This is a genomic window from Streptomyces sp. NPDC017225 (assembly GCF_044331465.1).
Taxonomy (GTDB): domain Bacteria; phylum Actinomycetota; class Actinomycetes; order Streptomycetales; family Streptomycetaceae; genus Streptomyces.
The window spans coordinates 23,856-45,361 of the sequence record NZ_JBIRNE010000002.1; the positions used below are offsets into that span (position 1 = coordinate 23,856).

Annotated in this window: 22 protein-coding genes; 10 read left to right on the forward strand and 12 right to left on the reverse strand. The window is 73.1% G+C overall.

Features of this window, described 5'->3' with window-relative positions; translation table 11 throughout:
* Positions 1–6: 6 nt before the first annotated feature.
* Together ACH4NX_RS03725 and ACH4NX_RS03730 are read right to left on the reverse strand one after the other, a co-directional pair.
* Positions 7–1,083 (reverse strand): ABC transporter permease, encoded by a 1,077-nt coding sequence (locus ACH4NX_RS03725; RefSeq protein ID WP_398129956.1) that lies wholly within the window; start codon positions 1,081–1,083, stop codon positions 7–9.
* 149 nt (positions 1,084–1,232) lie between these two features.
* Positions 1,233–1,826, reverse strand: coding sequence for a Dps family protein (locus ACH4NX_RS03730; RefSeq protein ID WP_121750497.1), 594 nt, complete (start codon positions 1,824–1,826; stop codon positions 1,233–1,235).
* Positions 1,827–2,037: 211 nt separating this feature from the next.
* Here ACH4NX_RS03730 and ACH4NX_RS03735 point away from each other — a divergent pair, with 211 nt between their 5' ends.
* From ACH4NX_RS03735 to ACH4NX_RS03750, 4 genes are all read left to right on the forward strand, one after another.
* Entirely contained in the window at positions 2,038–3,153 is a 1,116-nt protein-coding gene (locus ACH4NX_RS03735) for a Gfo/Idh/MocA family oxidoreductase (RefSeq protein ID WP_351397713.1), read from the forward strand.
* Complete coding sequence (locus ACH4NX_RS03740; RefSeq protein WP_351397716.1) at positions 3,150–4,091, forward strand: PmoA family protein; 942 nt, start codon at positions 3,150–3,152, stop codon at positions 4,089–4,091. The genes ACH4NX_RS03735 and ACH4NX_RS03740 overlap by 4 nt, the downstream gene beginning before the upstream one ends.
* Positions 4,085–4,846 carry a cupin gene (locus ACH4NX_RS03745; protein WP_351397719.1) on the forward strand — a complete coding sequence of 254 codons (762 nt, stop codon included), beginning with the start codon at positions 4,085–4,087 and terminating at the stop codon, positions 4,844–4,846. The genes ACH4NX_RS03740 and ACH4NX_RS03745 overlap by 7 nt, the downstream gene beginning before the upstream one ends.
* A 234-nt stretch (positions 4,847–5,080) precedes the next feature.
* A complete protein-coding gene (locus tag ACH4NX_RS03750; RefSeq protein WP_345595682.1) occupies positions 5,081–5,533 on the forward strand; it encodes a phospholipase in 453 nt (150 codons plus the stop codon).
* 19 nt (positions 5,534–5,552) lie between these two features.
* On the opposite strand, the gene ACH4NX_RS03755 is transcribed toward ACH4NX_RS03750, so the two are convergent.
* The 3 genes from ACH4NX_RS03755 to ACH4NX_RS03765 form a co-directional block, all read right to left on the reverse strand.
* Positions 5,553–6,224 carry a phosphatase PAP2 family protein gene (locus ACH4NX_RS03755; protein WP_351397722.1) on the reverse strand — a complete coding sequence of 224 codons (672 nt, stop codon included), beginning with the start codon at positions 6,222–6,224 and terminating at the stop codon, positions 5,553–5,555.
* A gap of 422 nt (positions 6,225–6,646) precedes the next feature.
* Positions 6,647–8,914 (reverse strand): heavy metal translocating P-type ATPase, encoded by a 2,268-nt coding sequence (locus ACH4NX_RS03760; RefSeq protein WP_398129955.1) that lies wholly within the window; start codon positions 8,912–8,914, stop codon positions 6,647–6,649.
* 91 nt (positions 8,915–9,005) lie between these two features.
* Positions 9,006–9,251, reverse strand: a complete 246-nt coding sequence (locus tag ACH4NX_RS03765; protein WP_398129954.1) for a heavy-metal-associated domain-containing protein — start codon at positions 9,249–9,251, stop codon at positions 9,006–9,008.
* Positions 9,252–9,446: 195 nt separating this feature from the next.
* Between ACH4NX_RS03765 and ACH4NX_RS03770 the strand changes: the two genes are divergently transcribed.
* The gene (locus tag ACH4NX_RS03770; protein ID WP_398129953.1) at positions 9,447–10,424 is read left to right on the forward strand and encodes a hypothetical protein; all 978 of its coding nucleotides are present in this window, start codon (positions 9,447–9,449) and stop codon (positions 10,422–10,424) included.
* Between the two features lie 120 nt (positions 10,425–10,544).
* On the opposite strand, the gene ACH4NX_RS03775 is transcribed toward ACH4NX_RS03770, so the two are convergent.
* Complete coding sequence (locus tag ACH4NX_RS03775; protein WP_351397734.1) at positions 10,545–11,324, reverse strand: DeoR/GlpR family DNA-binding transcription regulator; 780 nt, start codon at positions 11,322–11,324, stop codon at positions 10,545–10,547.
* Between the two features lie 153 nt (positions 11,325–11,477).
* Between ACH4NX_RS03775 and ACH4NX_RS03780 the strand changes: the two genes are divergently transcribed.
* Positions 11,478–12,359, forward strand: a complete 882-nt coding sequence (locus tag ACH4NX_RS03780) for an SIS domain-containing protein (protein WP_398129952.1) — start codon at positions 11,478–11,480, stop codon at positions 12,357–12,359.
* Between the two features lie 60 nt (positions 12,360–12,419).
* On the forward strand, positions 12,420–13,280 hold the full coding sequence (locus ACH4NX_RS03785) for a ketose-bisphosphate aldolase (protein WP_398129951.1): 861 nt from the start codon (positions 12,420–12,422) through the stop codon (positions 13,278–13,280).
* On the opposite strand, the gene ACH4NX_RS03790 is transcribed toward ACH4NX_RS03785, so the two are convergent.
* Positions 13,270–14,403 (reverse strand): methyltransferase, encoded by a 1,134-nt coding sequence (locus ACH4NX_RS03790; protein ID WP_351397928.1) that lies wholly within the window; start codon positions 14,401–14,403, stop codon positions 13,270–13,272. The two genes, ACH4NX_RS03785 and ACH4NX_RS03790, sit on opposite strands and share 11 nt — an antisense overlap.
* A gap of 97 nt (positions 14,404–14,500) precedes the next feature.
* On the opposite strand from ACH4NX_RS03790, the gene ACH4NX_RS03795 reads away from it, so the two are divergent.
* On the forward strand, positions 14,501–15,193 hold the full coding sequence (locus ACH4NX_RS03795) for an alpha-ketoglutarate-dependent dioxygenase AlkB family protein (protein WP_398129950.1): 693 nt from the start codon (positions 14,501–14,503) through the stop codon (positions 15,191–15,193).
* A complete protein-coding gene (locus ACH4NX_RS03800; protein ID WP_351397746.1) occupies positions 15,190–16,428 on the forward strand; it encodes an ROK family protein in 1,239 nt (412 codons plus the stop codon). Before ACH4NX_RS03795 ends, ACH4NX_RS03800 begins: the two co-directional genes overlap by 4 nt.
* 33 nt (positions 16,429–16,461) lie before the next feature.
* Here the strand turns inward: ACH4NX_RS03800 and ACH4NX_RS03805 are convergent, their stop codons facing one another.
* From ACH4NX_RS03805 to ACH4NX_RS03815, 3 genes are all read right to left on the reverse strand, one after another.
* Positions 16,462–16,860: a VOC family protein gene (locus tag ACH4NX_RS03805; RefSeq protein WP_398129949.1), complete on the reverse strand. Its 399-nt coding sequence runs from the start codon at positions 16,858–16,860 to the stop codon at positions 16,462–16,464.
* A gap of 602 nt (positions 16,861–17,462) precedes the next feature.
* A complete protein-coding gene (locus tag ACH4NX_RS03810) occupies positions 17,463–18,011 on the reverse strand; it encodes an ATP-binding protein (protein ID WP_351397752.1) in 549 nt (182 codons plus the stop codon).
* Between the two features lie 184 nt (positions 18,012–18,195).
* Complete coding sequence (locus ACH4NX_RS03815) at positions 18,196–18,519, reverse strand: hypothetical protein (RefSeq protein WP_351397755.1); 324 nt, start codon at positions 18,517–18,519, stop codon at positions 18,196–18,198.
* 341 nt (positions 18,520–18,860) lie between these two features.
* On the opposite strand from ACH4NX_RS03815, the gene ACH4NX_RS03820 reads away from it, so the two are divergent.
* Entirely contained in the window at positions 18,861–19,985 is a 1,125-nt protein-coding gene (locus ACH4NX_RS03820) for a PLP-dependent cysteine synthase family protein (RefSeq protein ID WP_351397758.1), read from the forward strand.
* A 38-nt stretch (positions 19,986–20,023) separates the two neighbouring features.
* Here ACH4NX_RS03820 and ACH4NX_RS03825 read toward each other — a convergent pair whose 3' ends face one another.
* Positions 20,024–20,497: an SRPBCC family protein gene (locus ACH4NX_RS03825; RefSeq protein ID WP_351397761.1), complete on the reverse strand. Its 474-nt coding sequence runs from the start codon at positions 20,495–20,497 to the stop codon at positions 20,024–20,026.
* A gap of 118 nt (positions 20,498–20,615) precedes the next feature.
* Complete coding sequence (locus tag ACH4NX_RS03830) at positions 20,616–21,437, reverse strand: DeoR/GlpR family DNA-binding transcription regulator (protein ID WP_351397764.1); 822 nt, start codon at positions 21,435–21,437, stop codon at positions 20,616–20,618.
* Positions 21,438–21,506: the final 69 nt, after the last annotated feature.

The window sequence follows — 21,506 nt, forward strand, 5'->3', positions numbered from 1 at the left end:
TGAGCCTCAGGACGCGGCGGCCTCCGGCGCGGGTTCGGGTGGCTTCTTGTCCCGCCCGCCGGGATGCCGGTGCCGCCAGATCCAGAAGACCGCGCAGGACAGCAGCGCCCACCCGCCCAGCACCAGGAACGGGAACGCGTGCTGGTGCCCCTGGAAGTACACCGCCGTGTGCTGCGCGTTGACCGAGGCTCCCGGCGGCAGCCACTGGCCGATCGCCCCCAGCGGGGACGGCAGCAGCGGCCAGGACACCGCGCCGCCGGACGAGGGATTGCCGAGGAGCACCATCAGCCCCCAGGTCGGCAGCATCGCCCAGCGTCCGAACAGGGTGTTGAACATGGTGAAGACCATGCCGGACGCGAACATGGTGAGCGCCAGGATCAGCCACGACTCGACGAACGGCAGGTCGAGCGCTCCCAGCAGCCAGTCCACGGTCGCGGCGATCGCGAACCCGCCGAGCAGCGCGTAGGCGACCGTGAAGAGGATGCGTTCGAACGGAGTCAGGGAGCGCGCGTGCACGCTCAGCTGGATCGCCCCGACGAAGCCGATGATCACCGCGGCCAGGGAGATGTAGAAGATGGCCAGGCCGCGCGGGTCGCCCTCCTGCAAGGGGTTGATGTCCCGGACGGTGACCTCGACGCCGGTCTTCTTGCCCACGGCCGGTGCCGTGTCGGCCAGTACCTGCGCGACCGAGGCGCCCGACGCGCTGGACAGGTCGAGCACGGCGGTCCGTCCGTCGTTACGCAGCTCGAAGATCGCGAAGACCTCCTGGTCCTGCATCGCCTCCCGGGCTTCGGCCTCACTGCCGTAGGGACGCACCTTGACCGAGGCGTTCAGCGCCTTCTCCAGGCCGCCCAGGAAGGCCTGGCCACGGGCCTCTTCGTACGAGCCGACCACGGCGGTGGGGATCGAGTGCGGCGTCGGGTCCGCCATCGAGTAGGTGTACGAACCCGCGAAGAGACCAGCGGCCGCCGCGAGGATCAGCACCAGTACGGTGGCCGGCCAGAACGGCGACTGCCGGAACGTGGACCACCGCTGCCCGCGCGTCGGAGGCTGGGCATGGGCGCCGGGGGACATGTGGGCCATGTCCGGACGCTTTCACGGCCGACGCGAAAGGGCATCAAGAGCGCCGTCGCCCGGGGGAGTACGGAGCGTGACGGCGGCCCCTCCCGGAGCCGCGGCGGTCGCGTGCGACGGAGTCAGGACCGCTGTCAGGACCGGGAGCAGGCCCGGGATCAGGCGTGCACCAGCGGCGTGTCCACCAGATGCTCCGCCACGAACCACGCCTGCAGCTCGTTGGTGCGTACGACCTCGGAGACGAGCAGGTCGTTGGTGCCGTCGTCGCCGAGCTCCTGGGTGCGGCCGGCGGCATCGTGGCAGTCGGCCAGGATCAGCTCGTGCGCCTCCAGCAGCCGTGACAGCATCGACGGCACCTCCTCCACCCCGTCCGGCGGACGGGGCACGGTGGTGATCTCGGCGACGTGCCGTGGGTCGCCGATCGCGACGCCGCCGAGCGTCTGGACGCGCTCGGCGATGGTGTCGATCAGCTCCAGCTGCTCGCCCGCGTGCTTGTCCAGCAGCAGGTGCAGCTGGTAGAACGTCGCCCCGCGCATGAGCCAGTGGTACTTCTTGTACAGGTCGTGCAGGATCCGGGTGTCCGCCAGGACCTTGTTGAGCCGCTGGCAGGAGTAGAGGCGGGTCTCCATGGTCAGCGCCACGGGGAACTGCTTGACGGTGCCGAACTCCTGGATGGTCCGGCCCTTCTGGTGCAGCCAGGGCTGGCTGCCGTCGGACCGGTGCTCCACGGACGACGACTTGGGGTTGCTCACGCCTGAACTCCTTCGGGACGAGGACTGAAGACTGCGCCGGCGCGGTACCACCGCCTCCGGTCCCCCCGGCGACAGTCGACCAGCCGCATGCCGAGCCCGCAAACGCTGGGGGGTTGTCCAGCCATTCGCTCCCCGCCTAGGGTCTGCCGGAGTGAAAGCGCTTTCTAGCGGCGCACGTGCCTGTCGTGCGCCGGCGTCCGAGGAGGACCGCATGTCCCCACGCCCAGCCCGCCGCCGGGTCGCCGTGGTCGGTACCGGAGCCATCGTCACCGGCGGTCACCTGACCGCCCTCGGAGCCCACGCCGACCGGACCGAACTGGTCGCCGCCGTGGACGTGGACCAGGGCCGGCTCGACGCCTTCCGGGCCGAGGCGGGCGGCGACGTCGCCGGGTACACGTCGATGGGCGTCATGCTGGACGCCGTACGCCCCGACCTCGTCCTCGTCGGTACGCCGCCGTCCCTGCACCGGGAGCAGACGGTGGCCGCGCTCAAGGCGGGGGCCTGGGTGCTGTGCGAGAAGCCGCTGTGCCTCTCCCTCGCCGAGTACGACGACATCGCCGCCGCCGAGGAGGCGTCCGGCGCCTACGCGTCCGTGATCTTCCAGCACCGGTACGGCTCGGGGGCCGCGCACGCCCGGGAACTGATCGCGGGCGGCGAGCTGGGCGCCCCGCTGGTCGCGCACTGCCAGACGACCTGGCACCGCGACGCCGCCTACTACGCGGTGCCGTGGCGCGGACGCTGGTCCACCGAGGGCGGCGGCCCGACCATGGGCCACGGCATCCACCAGTACGACCTGCTGCTGCACCTGCTCGGCCCGTGGGCGGAGGTGCGGGCCATGGCGTCACGGCTGGTCCACGACACCGAGAGCGAGGACGTCTCCACCGCCCTGGTGCGGTTCGAGAACGGCGCCCTCGCCACCGTCGTCAACAGCGTCCTCTCCCCGGACGAGGTGAGCCGCGTACGCGTCGACTGTGCCGATGCCACGGTCGAGCTGACGCACCTGTACGGGCACCGCAACGACGACTGGACCTACACTCCGGCCCGGCACGTCACCCCGGAACGCGCCGCCGCCTGGCGCACCCCGGCGACGGACGTGCCCAGTTCGCACACCGCACAGCTCGGCGCCGTACTGGACGCCCGGGACGCCGGCGTGCGGCCGCCCGGCAGCGGTCCGGACGCCCGCGCCACGCTGGAGTTCGCCGCCGCCCTGTACAAGGCGGCGTTCACCGGACGGCCGGTCCTCGCGGGCGAGATCGCGCCCGGGGACCCCTTCCACGCGGCCATGCACGGCGATCACCCCGACTGGGCCCCCGAGGAGCGCGCATGAGTTCCCTTCGCGTCAGCCACACCCACGGCGACCACATCGCGGTCACCGCGCCGAACGGCACCGAGATCCTCCGCTACGTCTACCGCCCCGACCCCGAGCCCTTCGAGTCCCGCAAGCCGTACGCCCACCCGGTGCGCACCCTCTCCGGGCGCACGGTGACCGGCTACCGCCCGAGCGACCACCGCTGGCACAAGGGCCTGCAGATGACGGCCAGTCACCTCTCCGGCCAGAACTTCTGGGGCGGCAACAGCTACGTCCACGGCGAGGGCTATCTGCGCCTGCCCGAGCGTATCGGCTCGATGCGGCACGACGGTTTCCCCGGCTTCACGGTCGAGGACGACCTGCTCTCGATCACCGAGAACCTCACCTGGATCGAGAACGGCGGTGCCGAGTGGGCCCGCGAGGAGCGCGGCCTGACCGTCCACTCGGTCGACGAGGAGGCCGGTGCCTGGGCCCTGGACTGGACGATCCGGCTCACCAACACGCGCCCCCAGCTTCTGGTGTTCGGCTCCCCGACCACCGCCGGCCGCGAGATGGCCGGTTACACCGGCCTCCAGTGGCGCGGCTCCCGCGACTTCACGGGCGGCGGCGTTCTCACCCCGGACACCGACGCGCACGCGGGCGCGGGCGCCGGGGAACCGATGGGCACCCGGAGCCCGTGGCTCGCCTTCACCACCGAGCACGACGAGGTCGACGCCCACTCCACGCTCGTCTTCGCCCACGCACCCGAGAACCTCGACGAGAAGACCGCGATCCACCCCTCCCACTGGTTCGTGCGCGCCGAGCCGATCCCTACCGTGGCGTTCTCCTGGGCGTTCTTCGAGGAGTTCGAGCTGCCGCCGGGCGAGTCCTTCGCCTACCGCTACCGCGTCGTGGTCGCCGACGGCGCCTGGGACGTCGGCCGGGTGGGGACGTACCTGGAGGGCCTGCCGTGGTGAGCGGTGCCCCGCCCGGGCTTCCCCGCCCCCTGCCCGGCGCGGTCGGCCTGTCCCACCTGAGCGCCTACGACTGGGAGGCCGTCGACGGGGCCTGCGGTGGCAGCCCGCATCTGCACCTGGTGTGCACGGAGGCGTACGTCGTCACCGGCGGACACGGCGCGGTGCAGACGCTGAGCCCCGACGGCTACCGTGACATCCCGCTGGAGCCCGGCACGGTCGCCTGGTTCACGCCGGGCACCGCGCACCGCATGGTGCGGGGCGGCGATCTGCGCGTCACGGTGCTGATGCAGAACAGCGGCCTGCCCGAGGCCGGGGACGCCGTCTTCACCTTCCCGCCCGAGGTGCTGGCCGACCCGGAGGCGTACGCCGCCGCGGCCTCGCTGCCGCCCGGCACCGGACCGGAGACGGAGGCGGCGGCCCGGCGCCGCAGAGACCTCGCCGTCGACGGCTACCTTCCCCTGCGCGAGGCTCTCCTCGCCGGGGACACCGGTCCTTACCGGGAGTTCCAGCGGGCCGCCGCACTCCTGGTGCGCCACAGGGTGCCCGGCTGGCGGGAGTTGTGGCGGGCCGGCGCGCTGGCCACCGCGGAGCGCACCGGCGCCCAGCTCGACGCGCTCACCGACGGCGACCCGGCGTACCTCGCCGACGCCACCGCGTACGAGACGTCACCCACCCGGACCGGCGGCTACGGCATGTGCGGCCGCCGCGACGAGTACGCGCTGCCGGGGACGACGCTGCCGTACCAGGGGGAGTAACGGGAGTGGCCCGCACGTCCGGTACGGACCACGACGGCCGACGATGCCCGGGCTGCGATGAGTTGATGAGCGTTCAGTCCTGGAGGGCGGCTGTTCAGCTCCCGATCCCTTGCCGGGCCGAAGAGTTAACGGGCCATTAGAGCGACAGAGGTGTGAAGGGGTGCCCGGGATGCGCATCATCTTGGCATGAACCTGCGACCCGATGAGCGGGTCGCAACCTCGTGGAGGTGTGGAATGCACCGCAGACTCGCCACCGGACTCGCCGCCTCGGCTCTGGCCGTGACCACCGTCGTCGCCACCGCGGCGACCGCCGACGCCGCCCCCGCCGACAAACCGCAGGTCCTGGCGAACTGGACCCAGACCAGCGCGTCGAGCCACAACGCCTGGACCGCCGCGCGGTCCAACCAGTCCGCCTGGGCCGCCTACGGGTTCGACTGGACCACCGACTACTGCTCCTCCTCGCCGGACAACCCGTTCGGCTTCCCGTTCAGCACCTCCTGCGCACGGCACGACTTCGGGTACCGCAACTACAAGGACGCGGGCTCCTTCAGCGCCAACAAGTCCCGCCTCGACAGCGCCTTCTACGAGGACCTCAAACGAGTCTGCGCCCGCTACGGCAGCGCCACCAAGGCCGCCTGCAACAGCACGGCGTGGACGTACTACCAGGCAGTGAGGGCCTTCGGCTGACGGTCCGCGCCACGTCCGTCTACCCGGGCGCGGACGGCGCCGCCGAGTAGACCGACCGCAGGCCCGGCACCGGAGCGGCCGCCGCCGCCAGTGCGGCGGCCGCACTGGCGATGCCCAGGACGGCACCGGCGGCCACGTCCCCGGGGTAGTGCACGCCGGTGTGGACCCGGGAGTAGCCGACGGCGCTCGCCAGCGCGCCGAGCGGGACGGCGGCCGCGGGCAGGACCACGCCGACCGCCGTGGCGAACGCGACCGCCGAGGCCGTGTGCCCGGACGGGAACGACGCCGACGCGGGCATGGGCACATACCGGTCCACCGTCACCCGCGCCGCCTCCCGGTCCGGCCGTGCCCGGCGTACCAGCCGCTTGCCCAGCAGGTTCGAGGAAACCGACGCCACGGCGAGCGCACCCAACCCGGCGAAAGCCGCCCGGCGGGGCCGCGCGCCGCTCACCGCGAGCGCGGCGGCGATCCCGAGCGAGATCTTCGAGTGGTCGGCGGCGTGGGACAGCCGGCGCAGCGCCCGGTCGAGCGTGGGCGTGGACGTGGCGGCCACCGCCGCGTACAGCGCGCCGTCCACGGCACGCAGATCACCGAGTACGGCGCTGAGGGCCCGTCCGCGCGAACGCGCCGGGCCGTGGTCCGGTGGCAGCGGGCCGCTGGTGTCCCCGTCGGCGTCGGTCGGTTCGGTCATGGGGCTCCTGCTCGGCGGGCGATGGGCCGGGCGACGTCCGAGGGCACCGTGCCCCCGTCGGTGTGCGGCGCGCGACCCGTGGGCGTGCCCGCGCGTGGTGACTGGGCGTACCGTGCGTGAACCGCCGCCGCACCAGCCTGGTCCGTCTCCGGGCGCACCGCGCGCCGGCGGGGCCCGGACGGGGGACGGTGCGGGCGTCGTCCCCTGGACGACCCACTCACCCGTAGGGCGACACGGGTCCCGTCTCCCGTCTCCCGTCTCGTCACAAGCGGCCGGGAAGACACCGGTGAGCCGCCGGCCGGCCCGTGCGGGGTCGGACGGCGGCTCACGGGGTGTGGCGTCGGGTCATCGGGGTGGTTGTCGGCTCACCGGGGTGGCTGTCGGTGCACCGGGGTGGTGTCGGGCCACGGGGCGGTGGCGGGTCAGCTCACGGCGGTCTTGAAGCGGCGCAGTCGCAGGGAGTTGCCGACGACGAAGACGGAGGAGAAGGCCATGGCCGCTCCGGCGATCATCGGGTTGAGGAGTCCCGCGGCGGCGAGTGGCAGGGCGGCGATGTTGTAGGCGAAGGCCCAGAAGAGGTTGGACTTGATGGTGCCGAGCGTCTTGCGGGCCAGGCGGATGGCGTCTGCGGCGGCGCGCAGGTCGCCGCGGACGAGGGTGAGGTCGCCGGCCTCGATGGCGGCGTCGGTGCCGGTGCCCATGGCCAGCCCCAGGTCGGCCTGGGCGAGGGCGGCGGCGTCGTTGACCCCGTCGCCGACCATGGCGACCGAGCGTCCCTCGCTCTGGAGGCGCCGGACGACGTCGACCTTGTCCTCGGGCATGACCTCGGCGATCACGTGCTCGGCGTCGATGCCGACCTCCGCGGCCACCGCCTCGGCGACGGCCCGGTTGTCGCCGGTGAGGAGGATCGGGGTCAGGCCCAGGGCACGCAGCCGGGTGATGGCTTCGGCGCTGGTCTCCTTGACGGCGTCGGCGACTTCCAGGACCGCCCTGGCCTCGCCGTCCCAGGCGACGGCGATCGCTGTGCGGCCCGCCGCCTCGGAGTCGGCCTTGGCCCGCGCCAGTCCGACGGGCAGCTCCATGGCCCACTCGGCGAGGAGCTTCTCCCGGCCGACCAGAACGGCGTGGCCGTCGACGACGCCCTGCACACCGAGACCGGGGATGTTGGCGAAGTCCTCGGGCACAGGCAGGGTGCCCACGCGGTCGGCTGCCCCGGCGGCCACCGCCTGGGCGATCGGGTGTTCCGAGGAGTGCTCCAGCGCGCCCGCGAGGCGCAGTACGTCGCCCTCGTCGGTGCCGTCGGCGGTGTGGACGGCGAGCAGGGTCATGCGGCCGGTGGTGACGGTGCCGGTCTTGTCGAGGACGATGGTGTCGACCTCGCGGGTGGACTCCAGGACCTCGGGGCCCTTGATGAGGATGCCGAGCTGGGCGCCGCGCCCGGTGCCGACCATCAGCGCGGTCGGCGTGGCCAGGCCCAGTGCGCAGGGGCAGGCGATGATCAGGACGGCCACGGCGGCGGTGAACGCGGCCGTCAGCCCGGCACCGTTGCCGATCCAGAAGCCGAGGGTGGCCAGCGCGAGGGCGATGACGACGGGGACGAAGACACCGGAGATGCGGTCGGCGAGCCGCTGGGCGGCGGCCTTGCCGTTCTGCGCGTCCTCCACCAGCTTCGCCATCCGTGCCAGCTGTGTGTCCGCGCCGACCCGGGTCGCCTCCACCACGAGCCGGCCGCCCGCGTTCAGGGTGGCGCCGGTGACCGCGTCGCCCACGCCGACCTCGACGGGGACGGACTCGCCGGTGAGCATGGAGGCGTCCACCGCGGAGGTGCCCTCGACGACCTTGCCGTCGGTGGCGATCTTCTCGCCGGGGCGGACCAGGAAACGGTCACCCACCGCCAACTCGTCGGTCGAGACGGTGCGTTCACCGCCGTCCGTGCCCAGTACGGTGACGTCCTTGGCGCCCAGCTCCAGCAGGGCCCGCAGCGCGGCGCCGGCCTTGCGCTTGGAGCGGGCCTCGAAGTAGCGCCCGGCCAGGATGAAGGCGGTCACCCCGGCGGCGGCCTCCAGGTAGATGTTCCCGGCGCCGTCACTGCGGGCGATGGTCAGTTCGAAGGGATGCGTCATGCCGGGCATGCCCGCGGTGCCGAAGAACAGCGCCCACAGCGACCACAGGAACGCGGCCGACGTACCGACCGAGATCAGCGTGTCCATGGTGGCCGCACCGTGCCGGGCGTTGGTGAAGGCGGCCCTGTGGAAGGGCCAGGCGGCGTAGGTCACCACGGGCGCCGCCAGGGTCAGCGACAGCCACTGCCAGTACTCGAACTGCAGCGCCGGCACCATCGCCATCGCGATGACCGGGACGGCCAGCACCACGGCCGTGACCAGCCGCTCCCGCAGCGGGCGCAGTTCGTCGGCGGGTTCCGCGTGCTCCGTGCCGGGCGCGGGCTCGGCACGCGCCGGCTCCGGTTCACGGGCGGTGTAACCGGTCGCCTCGACCGTGGCGATCAGCTCCGGGACGGACACGTCACCGGCGTAGTGGACCTTGGCCTTCTCCGTCGCGTAGTTGACGGTGGCGGTGACCCCGTCCATCCGGTTGAGCTTCTTCTCGATCCGGGCGGCGCACGAGGCGCAGGTCATGCCGCCGATGGCGAGTTCTACCTCGGCCGGTGCGTTGGTCGTGCTGGTGGTCATGACTACTCCTGGGCGGGGTCGTCGGCCGGGACCCGGCGCGCGGGTCCCGGCGGTGTGGCGGGGGAGTGCGGATCGGCCGGCCGCGGCCGGGTCAGGCGCGGCCGGTCAGCTCGTAGCCGGCCTCGTCGACGACCTCGGCGATCGCGGCGTCGTCCGGTTCGGCGGTGCCGGTGACGGTGACGCGGCCGGTGTCCACCCGGACCTCGACTCCGGTGACACCGTCCACCTCACCGATCACCCGGGTGAGTGTCGCCTCGCAGTGACCGCAGCTCATCCCGGACACGGCGTAGGTGGTGGTGACGGGCGGGGTGACGGGAGTCCTGACGGTCGAGGTCATGGCTTCCTCCGGAGTCTCGGGGCGGGCTGTCGAATACGGGGGCGGGGTACCCCTGTCGAGTCCATGTATACCCCTGGGGGGTACAGAACGCAACTCCCTCGCATCTCTTGACTGCCTACCCCCCAGGGGTATGGTGAGGTGCGTGAAGAGGCCTCCGCACGAGTCGGGGCCCCAGGTTCCAGGGAGATGGCGATCATGCAGACCGGACTGAGGATCACCGCGTTCACCGCCGCACTGGCAGCCACCTTCGGCACCGCCTACGGCGTCGGCAAGGGGGTGGATCCGGTCGTCGCGGAGCGCGCGCCCGCACCCCACGACGAGCACGGCGGGCCGGCATCGCGACCGGAGGGGGGTGTGGGCGGCGGCGGCCACGACGGGCACGAGGCCACCCCGCCCGGCGGACCGCGGATCTCCGAGAACGGCTACACCCTCGACCTCGCCACCCCGCGCGTCACCGCCGGTCAGCGCACCGAGCTGCGCTTCACCGTCCGCGACGGCGGCGGCGAGGCCGTCACCGCGTACCAGCGCGAGCACGACAAGGAACTCCACCTCATCCTGGCCTCACGCGACCTGGTCACCTACCGCCACCTGCACCCCACCCGCGCCGCCGACGGCACCTGGAGCACCCCCGTCGACCTGCCCCGCGCGGGCGGCTACCGCGTCTTCGCCGACTTCACCCCGGCGAAGAAGGGCGCGGAGAACCTCACCCTCGGCGCCGACCTCGCCGCCTCCGGCCGCTACGACCCCGCCCCACCGCCGGCCCCGAACAGCACCGCCCGGACCGACGGCTACGAGGTCACACTCGCCGGCTCCCTGCGCCCCGGCAGGGCGAGCGAGCTGGAGCTGAAGGTCTCCCGGGGCGGGGAACCCGTCAACGACCTCCAGCCCTACCTCGGTGCCTACGGTCACCTGGTCGCGCTGCGCTCCGGCGACCTCGCCTACCTCCACGTCCACCCGAACGGCGAACCCGGCGACGGCACCACGAAGCCCGGCCCGGAGGTCTCCTTCACGGCCACCGCGCCCAGCGACGGCAGCTACCGCCTCTTCCTGGACTTCCGGCACCGGGGCGAGGTCCACACCGCGGCGTTCACCGTACGGGCCGGTTCGGCGCCCGGCGGGGAGGAATCCGCGCCGACGGCCACCACGGGGCACACCGACGGCCACGGCCACTGACGGGCGGGTCCACCGGGACCAGGCCTGCTGCCGGCCAGATCTGCTGCCGGCCAGGTCCGCTGTTCAGCCAGGTCTACTGCCGGCCGGGCCAGCGCGCGGTCACGGATGCCGGCCGACCGCTCAGGCCATGACGACCCGGACCCCGGCGTCCTCGAACCGCCGGACCAGCTCCAAGTCCGCCGCGCCGTCAGTGACCAGCGTGTCCACCGACTCGGCCGCACAGATCCGGGCGAACGCCCGCCGGCCCAGCTTGCTGGAGTCGGCGGCCACGACCACGCGCTCGGCGCGCTCGCACAGCAGCCGGTTGATGGCCGCCTCCGCCTCGTCGTGGGCCGCGGCGCCGTGCGCGACGTCGAAGGCGACGACGCCCAGTACCGCGACATCCAGGGTCACCTGCCCCAGTACCCCGTCCGCGAGCGGCCCGATCAGCTCGTACGACTGCGCCCGGGCCACCCCGCCGGTCACCACGATCTTGAACTGCGGCCGGACGGCCAGCTCGTTCGCGATGTTGAGCGCGTTGGTGACCACGGTCAGCGCGGGGGTGCCGGAGGCCAGGTCGGCGCGGACGGCCAGGGCGCGTGCCACCTCTGTGGTGGTCGTGCCCCCCGTCAGTCCGACCGCCTCGCCGGGCGCCAGCAGGGCGGCGACCGCCTGCGCGACGCGCTGTTTCTCCGAGGCGCGGCGGGCTGTCTTGTAGCGCAGCGGCAGCTCGTACGACACCCCGTGCACGACGGCGCCTCCGCGCGTGCGCACGAGCATCTGCTGCTCGGCGAGCCGGTCGAAGTCACGGCGGATCGTCGCGGCCGAGACCTCCAGCTCGGTCGCCGCCTCCTCGACGTCCAGCCGGCCACGCTCGACGAGCAGCTCCAGCAGCGCCTTCCAGCGGGCGTCGCGCGACATCCGCGCCTCCGTTCCTCGATCTTCCGCCGACCCTAGCGCACCCCACTCTTCTTGTTGATGTGCTTGATTGTGCTCGAAATCTCGCTATATCTTGCAGGAACAATCAGACCGAAGCCCGGATGATCATGGGGCAGTGATCGGGGAGTGTGCGGCATGACGTATGTCGAGGACGAGCTCAACACCCAGCCCGAGTGCTGGACACGCGCCGCCGCCCAGGCGGCACGCCATACGGCGGCGCTACCCGCACCGGGGGAGCGGGTGGCGATCGTCGGCTGCGGCACCTCGTACTTCATGGCCCAGTCCGCGGCGGCGCTGCGCGAGGGCGCGGGCCAGGGCGAGACGGACGCGTTCGCCGCCTCCGAATTCCCGCTCGGTCGCGCGTACGACCGGGTCGTCGCCCTCACCCGCTCCGGGACCACCACCGAAGTACTGGAACTGCTCACGGAGTTGAAGGGGCGCGCCCGTACCGTCGCGCTCACCGCGGACCCGGACACGCCCGTGATGACCACCGCGGACGACGTGGTGGTCCTCGACTTCGCGGACGAACGGTCGGTCGTGCAGACCCGGTTCGCGACCACCGCCCTCACCCTGCTCCGCGCCCACCTGGGCCTGCACACCGACGCGGTCGTCGCGGACGCGCGCACCGCGCTCGCGGCAGAGCTGCCCGAAGGGCTCGTCGAGCGCACCCAGTTCACCTTCCTCGGCCAGGGCTGGACCGTCGGCCTCGCCAACGAGGCCGGCCTGAAGATGCGAGAAGCCTCCCTGTCCTGGACCGAGGCCTACCCGGCCATGGAGTACCGACACGGCCCCATCAGCATCAGCACCGCGGGAACGGCGACCTGGATGTTCGGCCAGGCGCCCGAGGGGCTGGCCGGCCAGGTCCGCGACACCGGCGCACTGTGGGTGCCCGGGCAGCTCGACCCACTCGCCGAGCTGGTCCGCGCCCAGCGCCTCGCGGTCGCCGTCGCAGCCGCCCGCGGCCTCGACCCGGACCGGCCCCGCCATCTCACCCGCTCGGTGATCCTCGCCCCCTGACGCCGGCTTCGGGACACCTGCCCCGACACCCGCGCTCCGACTCCCGGGAAGGGAGAGACCGTGCCCCTCGCCACCACCGGCGACCTGGTCGGCCGCGCCGCGGCCGCGCGCTCCGCCGTCGCCGCCTTCAACATCATCACCCTGGAGCACATCGAGGCCGTCGTCGCCGGCGCCGAGTCCGTGCACACGCCCGTCGTCCTCCAGGTCAGCGAGAACGCCGTGAAGTACCGCTACGGCCGGCTGCTGCCCCTGGCCCGCGCGGCCGTCGCCGCGGCCGAGGGCGCCGCCGTACCCGTCGCCCTGCACCTCGACCACGTCCAGAGCGACGGCCTGCTGCGCCAGGCCCCGGACGCCGGATTCAGCTCCGTGATGTACGACGCCTCCCGGCTGCCGTACACGGAGAACCTCGCCGCGACCCGGGCCGCCGCCGACTGGGCACACGCCCGGGGCCTGTGGATCGAGGCCGAGTTGGGGGAGGTCGGCGGCAAGAACGGCGCACCGCCGCTCGACGCCCACGCACCCGGGGCCCGTACCGACCCCGCCGAGGCGCGCGCCTTCGTCGCCGACTCCGGCGTGGACGCCCTGGCCGTCGCGGTCGGCAGCTCCCACGCCATGACCACGCGCACCGCCGCCCTCGACCACGACCTGCTCAAGGCGGTCTCGGGCGCGCTGGACGTGCCGCTCGTGCTGCACGGCTCCTCCGGAGTCCCGGACGGGGAACTCGCCGCGGCCGTCGAGGGAGGCATCCGCAAGGTCAACGTCGGCACCGCGCTCAATCTCGCCATGACCGGCGCGATCAGGGAGTTCCTCGCAGCCCGACCCGAAGCGGCCGACTCGCGCGGCTACCTCACCGCGGGAAGGGAGGCCATGGCGCGGACGGTGGCGGCGATCATCCAGGTGGTCGCCCGGACTACTTCCTGACGGCCTTCAGCACCACGAACTTCCGGTCACTCGCCACCAGGTGACTGTTGCCGAACAGGCGCCGCAGCTTGACGTGGTAGCCCAGGTGCCGGTTGCCGACCACCCACAGCTCACCGCCGGGGCGCAGCACCCGCCGCGCCCCGGTGAACATCCGCCACGCCGTGGCGTCGGTCGTCGCCTGATGGGAGTGGAACGGCGGGTTGTTGAGTACCAGGTCGACGCTGCCGTCCGGCACCCCGGCCAGCCCGTCACCGACCCGGAACTCCGCCTGCCCCACCGCCCCGTTCGCCTGGTACGTCGCCTCGGCCGAGGCGACGGCCTGGAAGGACTCGTCGGTGAACAGCACCTCGGCCGCGGGGTCGGCCAGCGCCACCGCCGTACCGACCACACCATTGCCGCAGCCGAGGTCCACCACCCGCCGGGAGCCGACGGCGTCCGGCAGGTGCTGGAGGAAGAAGCGGGTGCCGATGTCGAGCCGGTCGGCGCAGAACACACCGGCGTGGTTGACGACGGTCCGGCCGGCGAGCGGCCCGGCGTCGTCGGGGAGCCGGTAGGCGAGCGGCCAGGGGTTGGCGGGCCGCCTCAGCGAGAGGTCGGGCGTGGCGAAGACGAGCCGGGCCTTCTTCTCGGCCAGCGACGTCCGGGTCGGCCCGACGATCCGCTCGAACAGCCTGAGCGTCGAGGTGTGGATCTCCTTGACCATCCCCGTGCCGACGACGACCGTGCCCTCGTGCAGCGCGGGCGCCAGCCGCAGCAGCTGGTCCTCCAGCAGTGCCAGGCTCTTGGGGACCCGCACCAGCAGCACGTCGACGCGGTCCGGTGGCGGGTCCTGCGTGGTGAGCAGGCGCACGGAGCCCGGATCGACGCCGCTGCGCTCCAGGTTGGCGCGGGTCGCCTCCCGTGCGAGGTGCGAGTCGGTGATCTGCACCGGCCGGTGCGCCGCCAGCGCCGTCACCAGCGCACCCCAGCGGTCGCCGACGACCACGACCGTGCCGGACAGCGGGACCTCCCGCTCCGCGAGGTGCCCGAGCAGATATTCGTCGGAGGCGTCCCAGGCACGGAGCCGGTCGCGCGGGTCCTCGGGGAAGCGGGCCGGCACATGCTCGCCCCAGGGCGTCTTCATACGGTCGCTGCGGTCGTTCATCGTGCGTCCAGGCTAGCCGAGCGGCAGCTCAGGCCGTGCCGGCGGAGTGAGGAAGGACCCGGGCAGGATGTACGGCATGGACGCCGAGCTGTTCCCCAGGACCCGTGCCGAGGTCGCGCCCGGCGCCGTCCACGTGCCGGACTGGCTGGACCCTGAACGGCAGCGCGAGCTGCTGCACGCCTGCCGGGAGTGGGCCCGGCCGCCGGCCGGACTGCGCACGGTCCGCACCCCCGGCGGCGGCACGATGACCGCCCGGCAGGTGTGCCTCGGGTGGCACTGGTACCCGTACGCCTACGCCCGCACCGTCGTCGACGGCGACGGCACCCCCGTGAAGCCCTTCCCGGACCGGCTCGGCGACCTGGCCCGCCGGGCGGTGACCGACGCGCTCGGCGCCGACGCGGTGGCGGAGGAGCCGTACGACGTCGCACTGATCAACTTCTACGACTCCGACGCCCGCATGGGCATGCACCGTGACGCCGACGAGAAGTCCGACGCGCCCGTGGTGTCCCTCAGCCTCGGCGACACCTGCGTCTTCCGCTTCGGCAACCCCAGGGCCCGGACCCGCCCCTGCACCGACGTCGGGCTGCGCAGCGGCGACCTGTTCGTCTTCGGCGGGCCGTCCCGGCTCGCGTACCACGGGGTGCCCCGGGTGTACGCGGGCACCGCGCCGCCCGAGTTGGGGCTCACCGGGCGGCTGAACATCACGCTCCGGGTCAGCGGCATCCAGGCTCCCCGCCCCTCGCGGATCATGGGAGACTCCCCCTCATGAGCGGCAAGGCGGACCCCCGGGCGGCGGGGGAAGGAACCACCTCGAGGGCGCGGCTGGACCGGGGGCGCGGCGCGCTCGGACCCGCGTTGGAGCTCGTGCACACCGGACGCGCTCCCACCCGGGCCGTCCTCACCGCCGAACTCGGCGTGACCCGGGCCACGGCCGGCGCGGTCGCCGCCGAACTGGAGGCGCTCGGCCTGATCCGGGTCGACGCCCGTCCCGCCGCGGCGGCCGGCTCCCAGGGCCGTCCCTCGCACCGCCTCGCGGTCGCCGAGGACGGGCCCGTCGCCCTCGCCGCCCAGGTCCACGCCGACGGGTTCCGGGCCGCCCTGGTCGGCCTCGGCGGCCGGATCGTCGCCACCGCGCCCGGCCGCGAGGTCGTCGACGCCGATCCGGCGAAGGTGCTCGGCTCCGTCGTCGAGGCGGGAGCGGAACTGTTGAGGGAGACCGGGCGCCGCTGCGTCGGCGCGGGCCTCGCCGTACCCTCCGCCGTGGCGGAACCGAACGGCCTGGCCCTGAACCCGCTCCACCTGGCCTGGCCGGCCGGCGCGCCCGTGCGGCGGATCTTCGCCGAGCAGGTGCGTGCCGCCGGGATCGGCGGCCCCGCGTTCGCCGCGAACGACGTCAACCTCGCCGCGCTCGCCGAGCACCGGCACGGGGCCGGGCGCGGAGCCCGCGATCTGCTCTGCGTGGCCACCGGCCACCGCGGGGTCGGTGGCGCGCTGGTCCTCGACGGCCGTCTGCACATGGGCAGTTCGGGGCTCGCCCTGGAGGTCGGCCACCTCACCGTCAACCCCGAGGGCCGCCCCTGCCACTGCGGGGGCCACGGCTGCCTGGACGTGGAGACCGACCCGCTGGCGTTCCTCACGGCGGCAGGCCGTGAGCCCGGACCCGAGGTGTCCCTGCTCCAGCGGTCCAAGGACCTGATCCGTGACCAGTACGCCGACCCGGCCGTCCGCGCCGCCACCGAGACCCTCATCGACCGTCTCGGCCTGGGCCTCGCCGGCCTGGTGAACATCCTCAACCCCGACCGCATCATCCTCGGCGGACTCCACCGGGAACTCCTCGACGCCGACCCCGGGCGTCTGCGCGCGGTCGTCGCCGGCCGAAGCCTGTGGGGCCAGAGCGGCGGCGTGCCCATCCTGCCGTGCGGCCTGGACCACAACAGCCTGGTCGGCGCGGCCGAACTGGCCTGGCAGCCGGTGCTGGACGATCCGCTGGGCGCGCTGGCGTAGACGCCCGTGTCCGGCCGGAACGGCGCCGTCGGCTCAGGGGGCCGGCCGGGCGCCGCCGCTCGGGGCGTGACTGAGGTCGACGACGCAGAAGACGTTGCCGTCCGGGTCGGCGAGGACGACGAAGTCGGGGTCGGGCGGGTACAGGTCCCAGTCGACGGTCCGCGCGCCGAGACCGGTCAGCCGCCGCACCTCCGCCCGCTGCTCCTCCGCCGTGTCCGTGAACAGGTCCAGGTGGAGCCGGGGCCGTGGCTCGGCCGGTGACTCACTGCGCAGCAGGCCGAGGGCCCGCCCGGAACCGTCGGCGTGATCGAGCGTCCGCCACGTCTCGCTCGCCCACTCCTCGGTGGCGACCAGATCCAGAGCAGCCGTCCAGAACGCCACCGCGCGGGGCAGGTCCGTGACGCCGATGACAGGGATACCGATTCTCAGCATGGACCGAACCTAGCCAGTCCTCGCGTGCCCGGTGGCCGGGGGACGCGGAGTCGGGCGGACCGCGTACTCCCCGCGAGGTACGCACACCGGCGCCGTACTCGGCCACCGGTTCGCCTCCGGCGAGATCGACGAGGAAGGTTACTGCGCCGACTGTCCGTGCTGGACGAGAAGTTCGGCCGGACGGGCAAGGCCGGACGGGCAAGGGAGGTGCGGCATGACCGCGACGACCGTCCCCGGGCTCCGGCTGCGGTCGTCGAAGCCGTGAAGGGTAACGGCGGTGGCGACACCGCAGCCTGTGCCGGACGTCCGGGACCACCTGAGCCGGCGAAAACGGACAAGCGGGCTGCCGCCCGCACCCGGCTGTCGCCGGTGCGCACAACCGGCGCACGCAACGGGCGCACGCAACTGGTCGCACAACCGGCGGACCGCGCCACCGCCGCTCCCCGGCTCACGACCGGCCGGCGAGCCGGAGCGGCGTACCGCCGGGCCCCTCCGCCTCACGGCGGCCGCGGGGGCGCCCGGCGCCGCCGGGCCCGCCCACGGAGCGGCGGTGGCCACGAACGTCCCCGCACGGCCCGCGGCAGCGAACGGTCACCGCCCGGTCAGCCGGCAACGGCCGACCGGGCGGGAGCGGGTTGGGACCTGCCCAGGTCCGCCGTGTGCTCGACCTCCGCGAACGCGGCGGCCGGCACCTCACCGACCAGGCGCCGCGGTGGGCGCGCGGCGACGGGTGACGCGGCGGGCGGCGCCACGGAGACGGCCGTCGGGAGCGTGAACCAGACGACCTTGCCGGACTCGCCGTCCGGCCGGACGCCCCAGCTCTCGCTCATCGCGGCCACCATGGAGAGCCCGCGCCCGCAGGTCGCGAGCGGCTCGGCGTCGTCCACCACGGGCAGACGCGGATCATGGTCGCGCACGGAGACGGTGAGCCGGTCCAGGATCAGCTCTATCTCCACGGTGCACGTCTTGTCGGGCCGGGCATGCAGGTGGACGTTGGTCAACAACTCCGTCACGCCGAGCGCGGCCCGGTCGATCAGGGGATCCATATGCCAGTAGCGCAATTGCGCAGATACGATTCTGCGGACCTGGCCGATCCGCGACGGCAGGGCTTGGAGCTCCACCGTGCAGTGTCTGCTTGGGTGACTGATCACGGCTGCGACTCCCCGACATAGAGGTCCGGAAGAACACGGAGTTCGGATCCAGCAGGGCGCACGCGGCGCATCGCCGCCCGCTGTCTTGGCCGGCGGGCTGGTTCGCAGCGTTATCGCCGGTAAACCCAGAGTGACGTGAGACCAGCGTGACGCAAGGGGTGAGGCACCGCAACTTACGGACATCTCAGACGCGATGCCCGGCAGCCCTGTGTACCGCCTCGATGAAACGGCGGGCCGCGGGCGGACCCGGCTCGCCCGGCGCGGGGTCCCGCTCGCCGAGCGTCAGCAGGTACCGCTTGCCGTTGAGGTCGGCGAGGGCCCGGTCCTGAGGGGCGAACCAGGGACGCGAGGCGCGCACCGCCTGCACCGGCGCGCTGTCGATCTCACTGCCGTAGCTGGTGAGCAACTCCACCCTGCCACCGCTGATCCGGACCGTGCCGGCCCGGGTGAGCGAGCGCAGTCGCTTGCCTATCCGCACCCCCGTCGCCCTGAACTCCGGCTCCGCCATGCCGTCGCCCCCTCGTGCGCGTCGGTTGCCGGACCGTGCCCATGGGTGCGCCCGGTACCGGCTCGTTTCGTGCTCCAGTGTGCGCCCGCGGCGGGAACCGGTCCCGCCCGCTGGCAGTCTGCCCGCACCGCGCGCCGAGCACCAGTACGCGCCGCTCCTTTCCGGCGGCGACCGGAGCACTCGCGCGAATGCGCCCCCACCGGGCCGGGGGCCGGCCCCCAGGGGTGCCTTTGAGCCGCTCAAAGGTGTGTTTATGCAGGTGAGGAGCGTGTGGAACGTGCTTATGATCGAGGTGTCGGCCGCGCGACGCGCCGTCGGCGCGCAGCCTAAGGAGCCCCGTCGTGAGCACCCCCCAGCAGTCCCGCACCGGCGCCACCCTCGACGTCGATCACAGCGACACCGCCTACCGCGCATGGCTGAAAGAAGCCGTACGCAAGGTCCAGGCGGACGCCAACCGCTCGGCCGACACCCACCTGCTCCTCTTCCCGCTGCCCGAGCGGTGGGGTATCGACCTGTATCTCAAGGACGAGTCGACCCACCCCACCGGCAGCCTCAAACACCGCCTCGCCCGCTCGCTGTTCCTCTACGGCCTGTGCAACGGCTGGATCCGGCCGGACCGCCCGGTGATCGAGGCGTCCAGCGGCTCGACGGCCGTCTCCGAGGCGTACTTCGCGAAGCTGATCGGTGTGCCCTTCATCGCCGTCATGCCGCGCACGACCAGCGCGGAGAAGATCCGCCTGATCGAGTTCCACGGCGGCCGGTGCCACTTCGTGGACGACTCCCGCCGGATGTACGAGGAATCCGCCCGCCTCGCGGCCGAGACCGGCGGCCACTACATGGACCAGTTCACCTACGCCGAGCGCGCCACGGACTGGCGCGGCAACAACAACATCGCCGAGTCGATCTTCCGGCAGCTGCGGCTGGAGAGGTTTCCCGAACCGGCGTGGATCGTCGCCACGGCCGGCACCGGCGGCACCTCGGCGACCCTCGCGCGCTATGTGCACTACATGCAGCACGACACCCGCGTCTGCGTAGCCGACCCGGAGAACTCCTGTTTCTTCGAGGGCTGGACCACCGGCGATCCGGACGTCGCCTGCGACCGCGGTTCCCGGATCGAGGGCATCGGCAGGCCGCGTATGGAACCGAGCTTCGTGCCCGGCGCGATCGACCGCATGATGAAGGTGCCGGACGCGGCGAGCGTGGCGGCCGTCCGGGCCCTGGAACAGGCCATCGGCCGCAAGGCGGGCGGCTCCACGGGCACCGGACTGTGGAGCGCGCTGAAGATCGTCGCCGAGATGGTGGCCGAGGGGCGCCGGGGCAGCGTGGTGACGCTGCTGTGCGATCCGGGGGACCGGTACCTCGACAAGTACTACTCGGACACCTGGCTCGCCGAACAGGGCCTCGACATCGGCCCGTACACGGCGGCGATCGAGTCCCTGCTGCACACGGGCACCTGGCCCGGCTGACCGAGGACCACGCGAGCGGGCCGCGCCGGTCCACGCGCCTACGGGCGGGCGAGCCGCCGGTCCAGCGAGGTGACCGCGTCCCGGAAGGCCCGCCCCAGACCCGGACGCGCGCGGTTCATCACGAAACGGAACGGCACCGTACCGTCCGCGGCGAACGTCCACTGCACGCGCGTGCCGGCCCCGGCGGGCGCCAGCCGCCACTCCTCGGCCATGGCCCGGGCGCCGGGCGCGTTGGTCACGTCCACGCGATACGCGTACACCTCGGGCCGCTCGGCCGCCAGCACCGTCTCCACGAAGCGCGTACCGCCCCTGAGCCGGATCTCCCGCCCCGCTCCCTCACCGATGGGCCGGGCGAAGGTCACCGCCGAGAACCAGGTGGTCCAGCCCGGCACGTCCTCGGCGAGCGCGCGGAAGACCGGACCCGGAGCGGCGGAGATCTCCCGCGCGAAGACCAGACGTACCGGCGCCGTCTCGACGAAGTCGGGACCCACCGGACGCAGACGGTGCGCCATGCGCACAACCCCCTTGAGCGAAACCACGCATGCGGACGGTCGTCCGGGAGGCGTCACGATAGCCGGGGTCGCGCCGGGTGTCAGCGGGACCACGGACGGGAACCGGCATCCGCCGAGGTCAGCCGGTCGTCTCCGGCTCGCCCGCCACGACCAGTCCCAGGTGCTCCGCGATCTCCGTGCGGGCGTCCGCCGGCAGACCCGCGTCGGTCACCAGCGTGTCCACCCGCTCCAGCGCCGCGAAGGAACTCAGGCCCACGACACCCCACTTGGTGTGGTCGGCGACCACCACGACACGCCGCGCCGACTGCACCAGCCGCCGGTTGGTCTCGGCCTCCGCGAGATTCGGGGTCGACAGGCCTGCCTCGGCCGATATCCCGTGCACACCGAGGAACAGCACGTCGAAGTGGAGTGTGGCGATCGCCTGGTCGGCGACCGGGCCCACCAGGGAGTCGGAGGGAGTGCGCACACCACCCGTGAGTACCACCGTCGCCGCACCCTGCCGCGCACCCGAGGTGCGCTGCGCGACGTGGAACACGTCGGCGACCCGCACCGAGTTGGTGACCACCGTCAGATCCGGCACGTCCAGCAGCCGGTGCGCCAGCGCGTACGTGGTGGTACCACCCGACAGGGCGATCGCGGCGCCCGGCGCGACCAGTTCCGCCGCGGCCCGCGCGATGTCCTCCTTGGCGGTCGGCTCCAGACCCGACTTCGCCTCGAACCCCGGCTCGTGCGTACTCGCCTCGACCACCGGGACCGCGCCGCCGTGCACCTTCTCCAGCACGCCCTGCCGGGCCAGCGCGTCGAGGTCGCGGCGGACCGTCATGTCCGACACACCGAGCTTGCGGGTCAGCTCGTTGACCCGGACTCCGCCCCGGCGGCGCACCTCGTCGAGGATCAGGGCGCGACGCTGCTCCGCGAGGAGGTTCGGATTCTCACTCACGTACGCTTCGGTCCTTTCGCCGCACAACCGCCCGACACGCCGACGCACTCGCTCTGATGAGGGCTACTC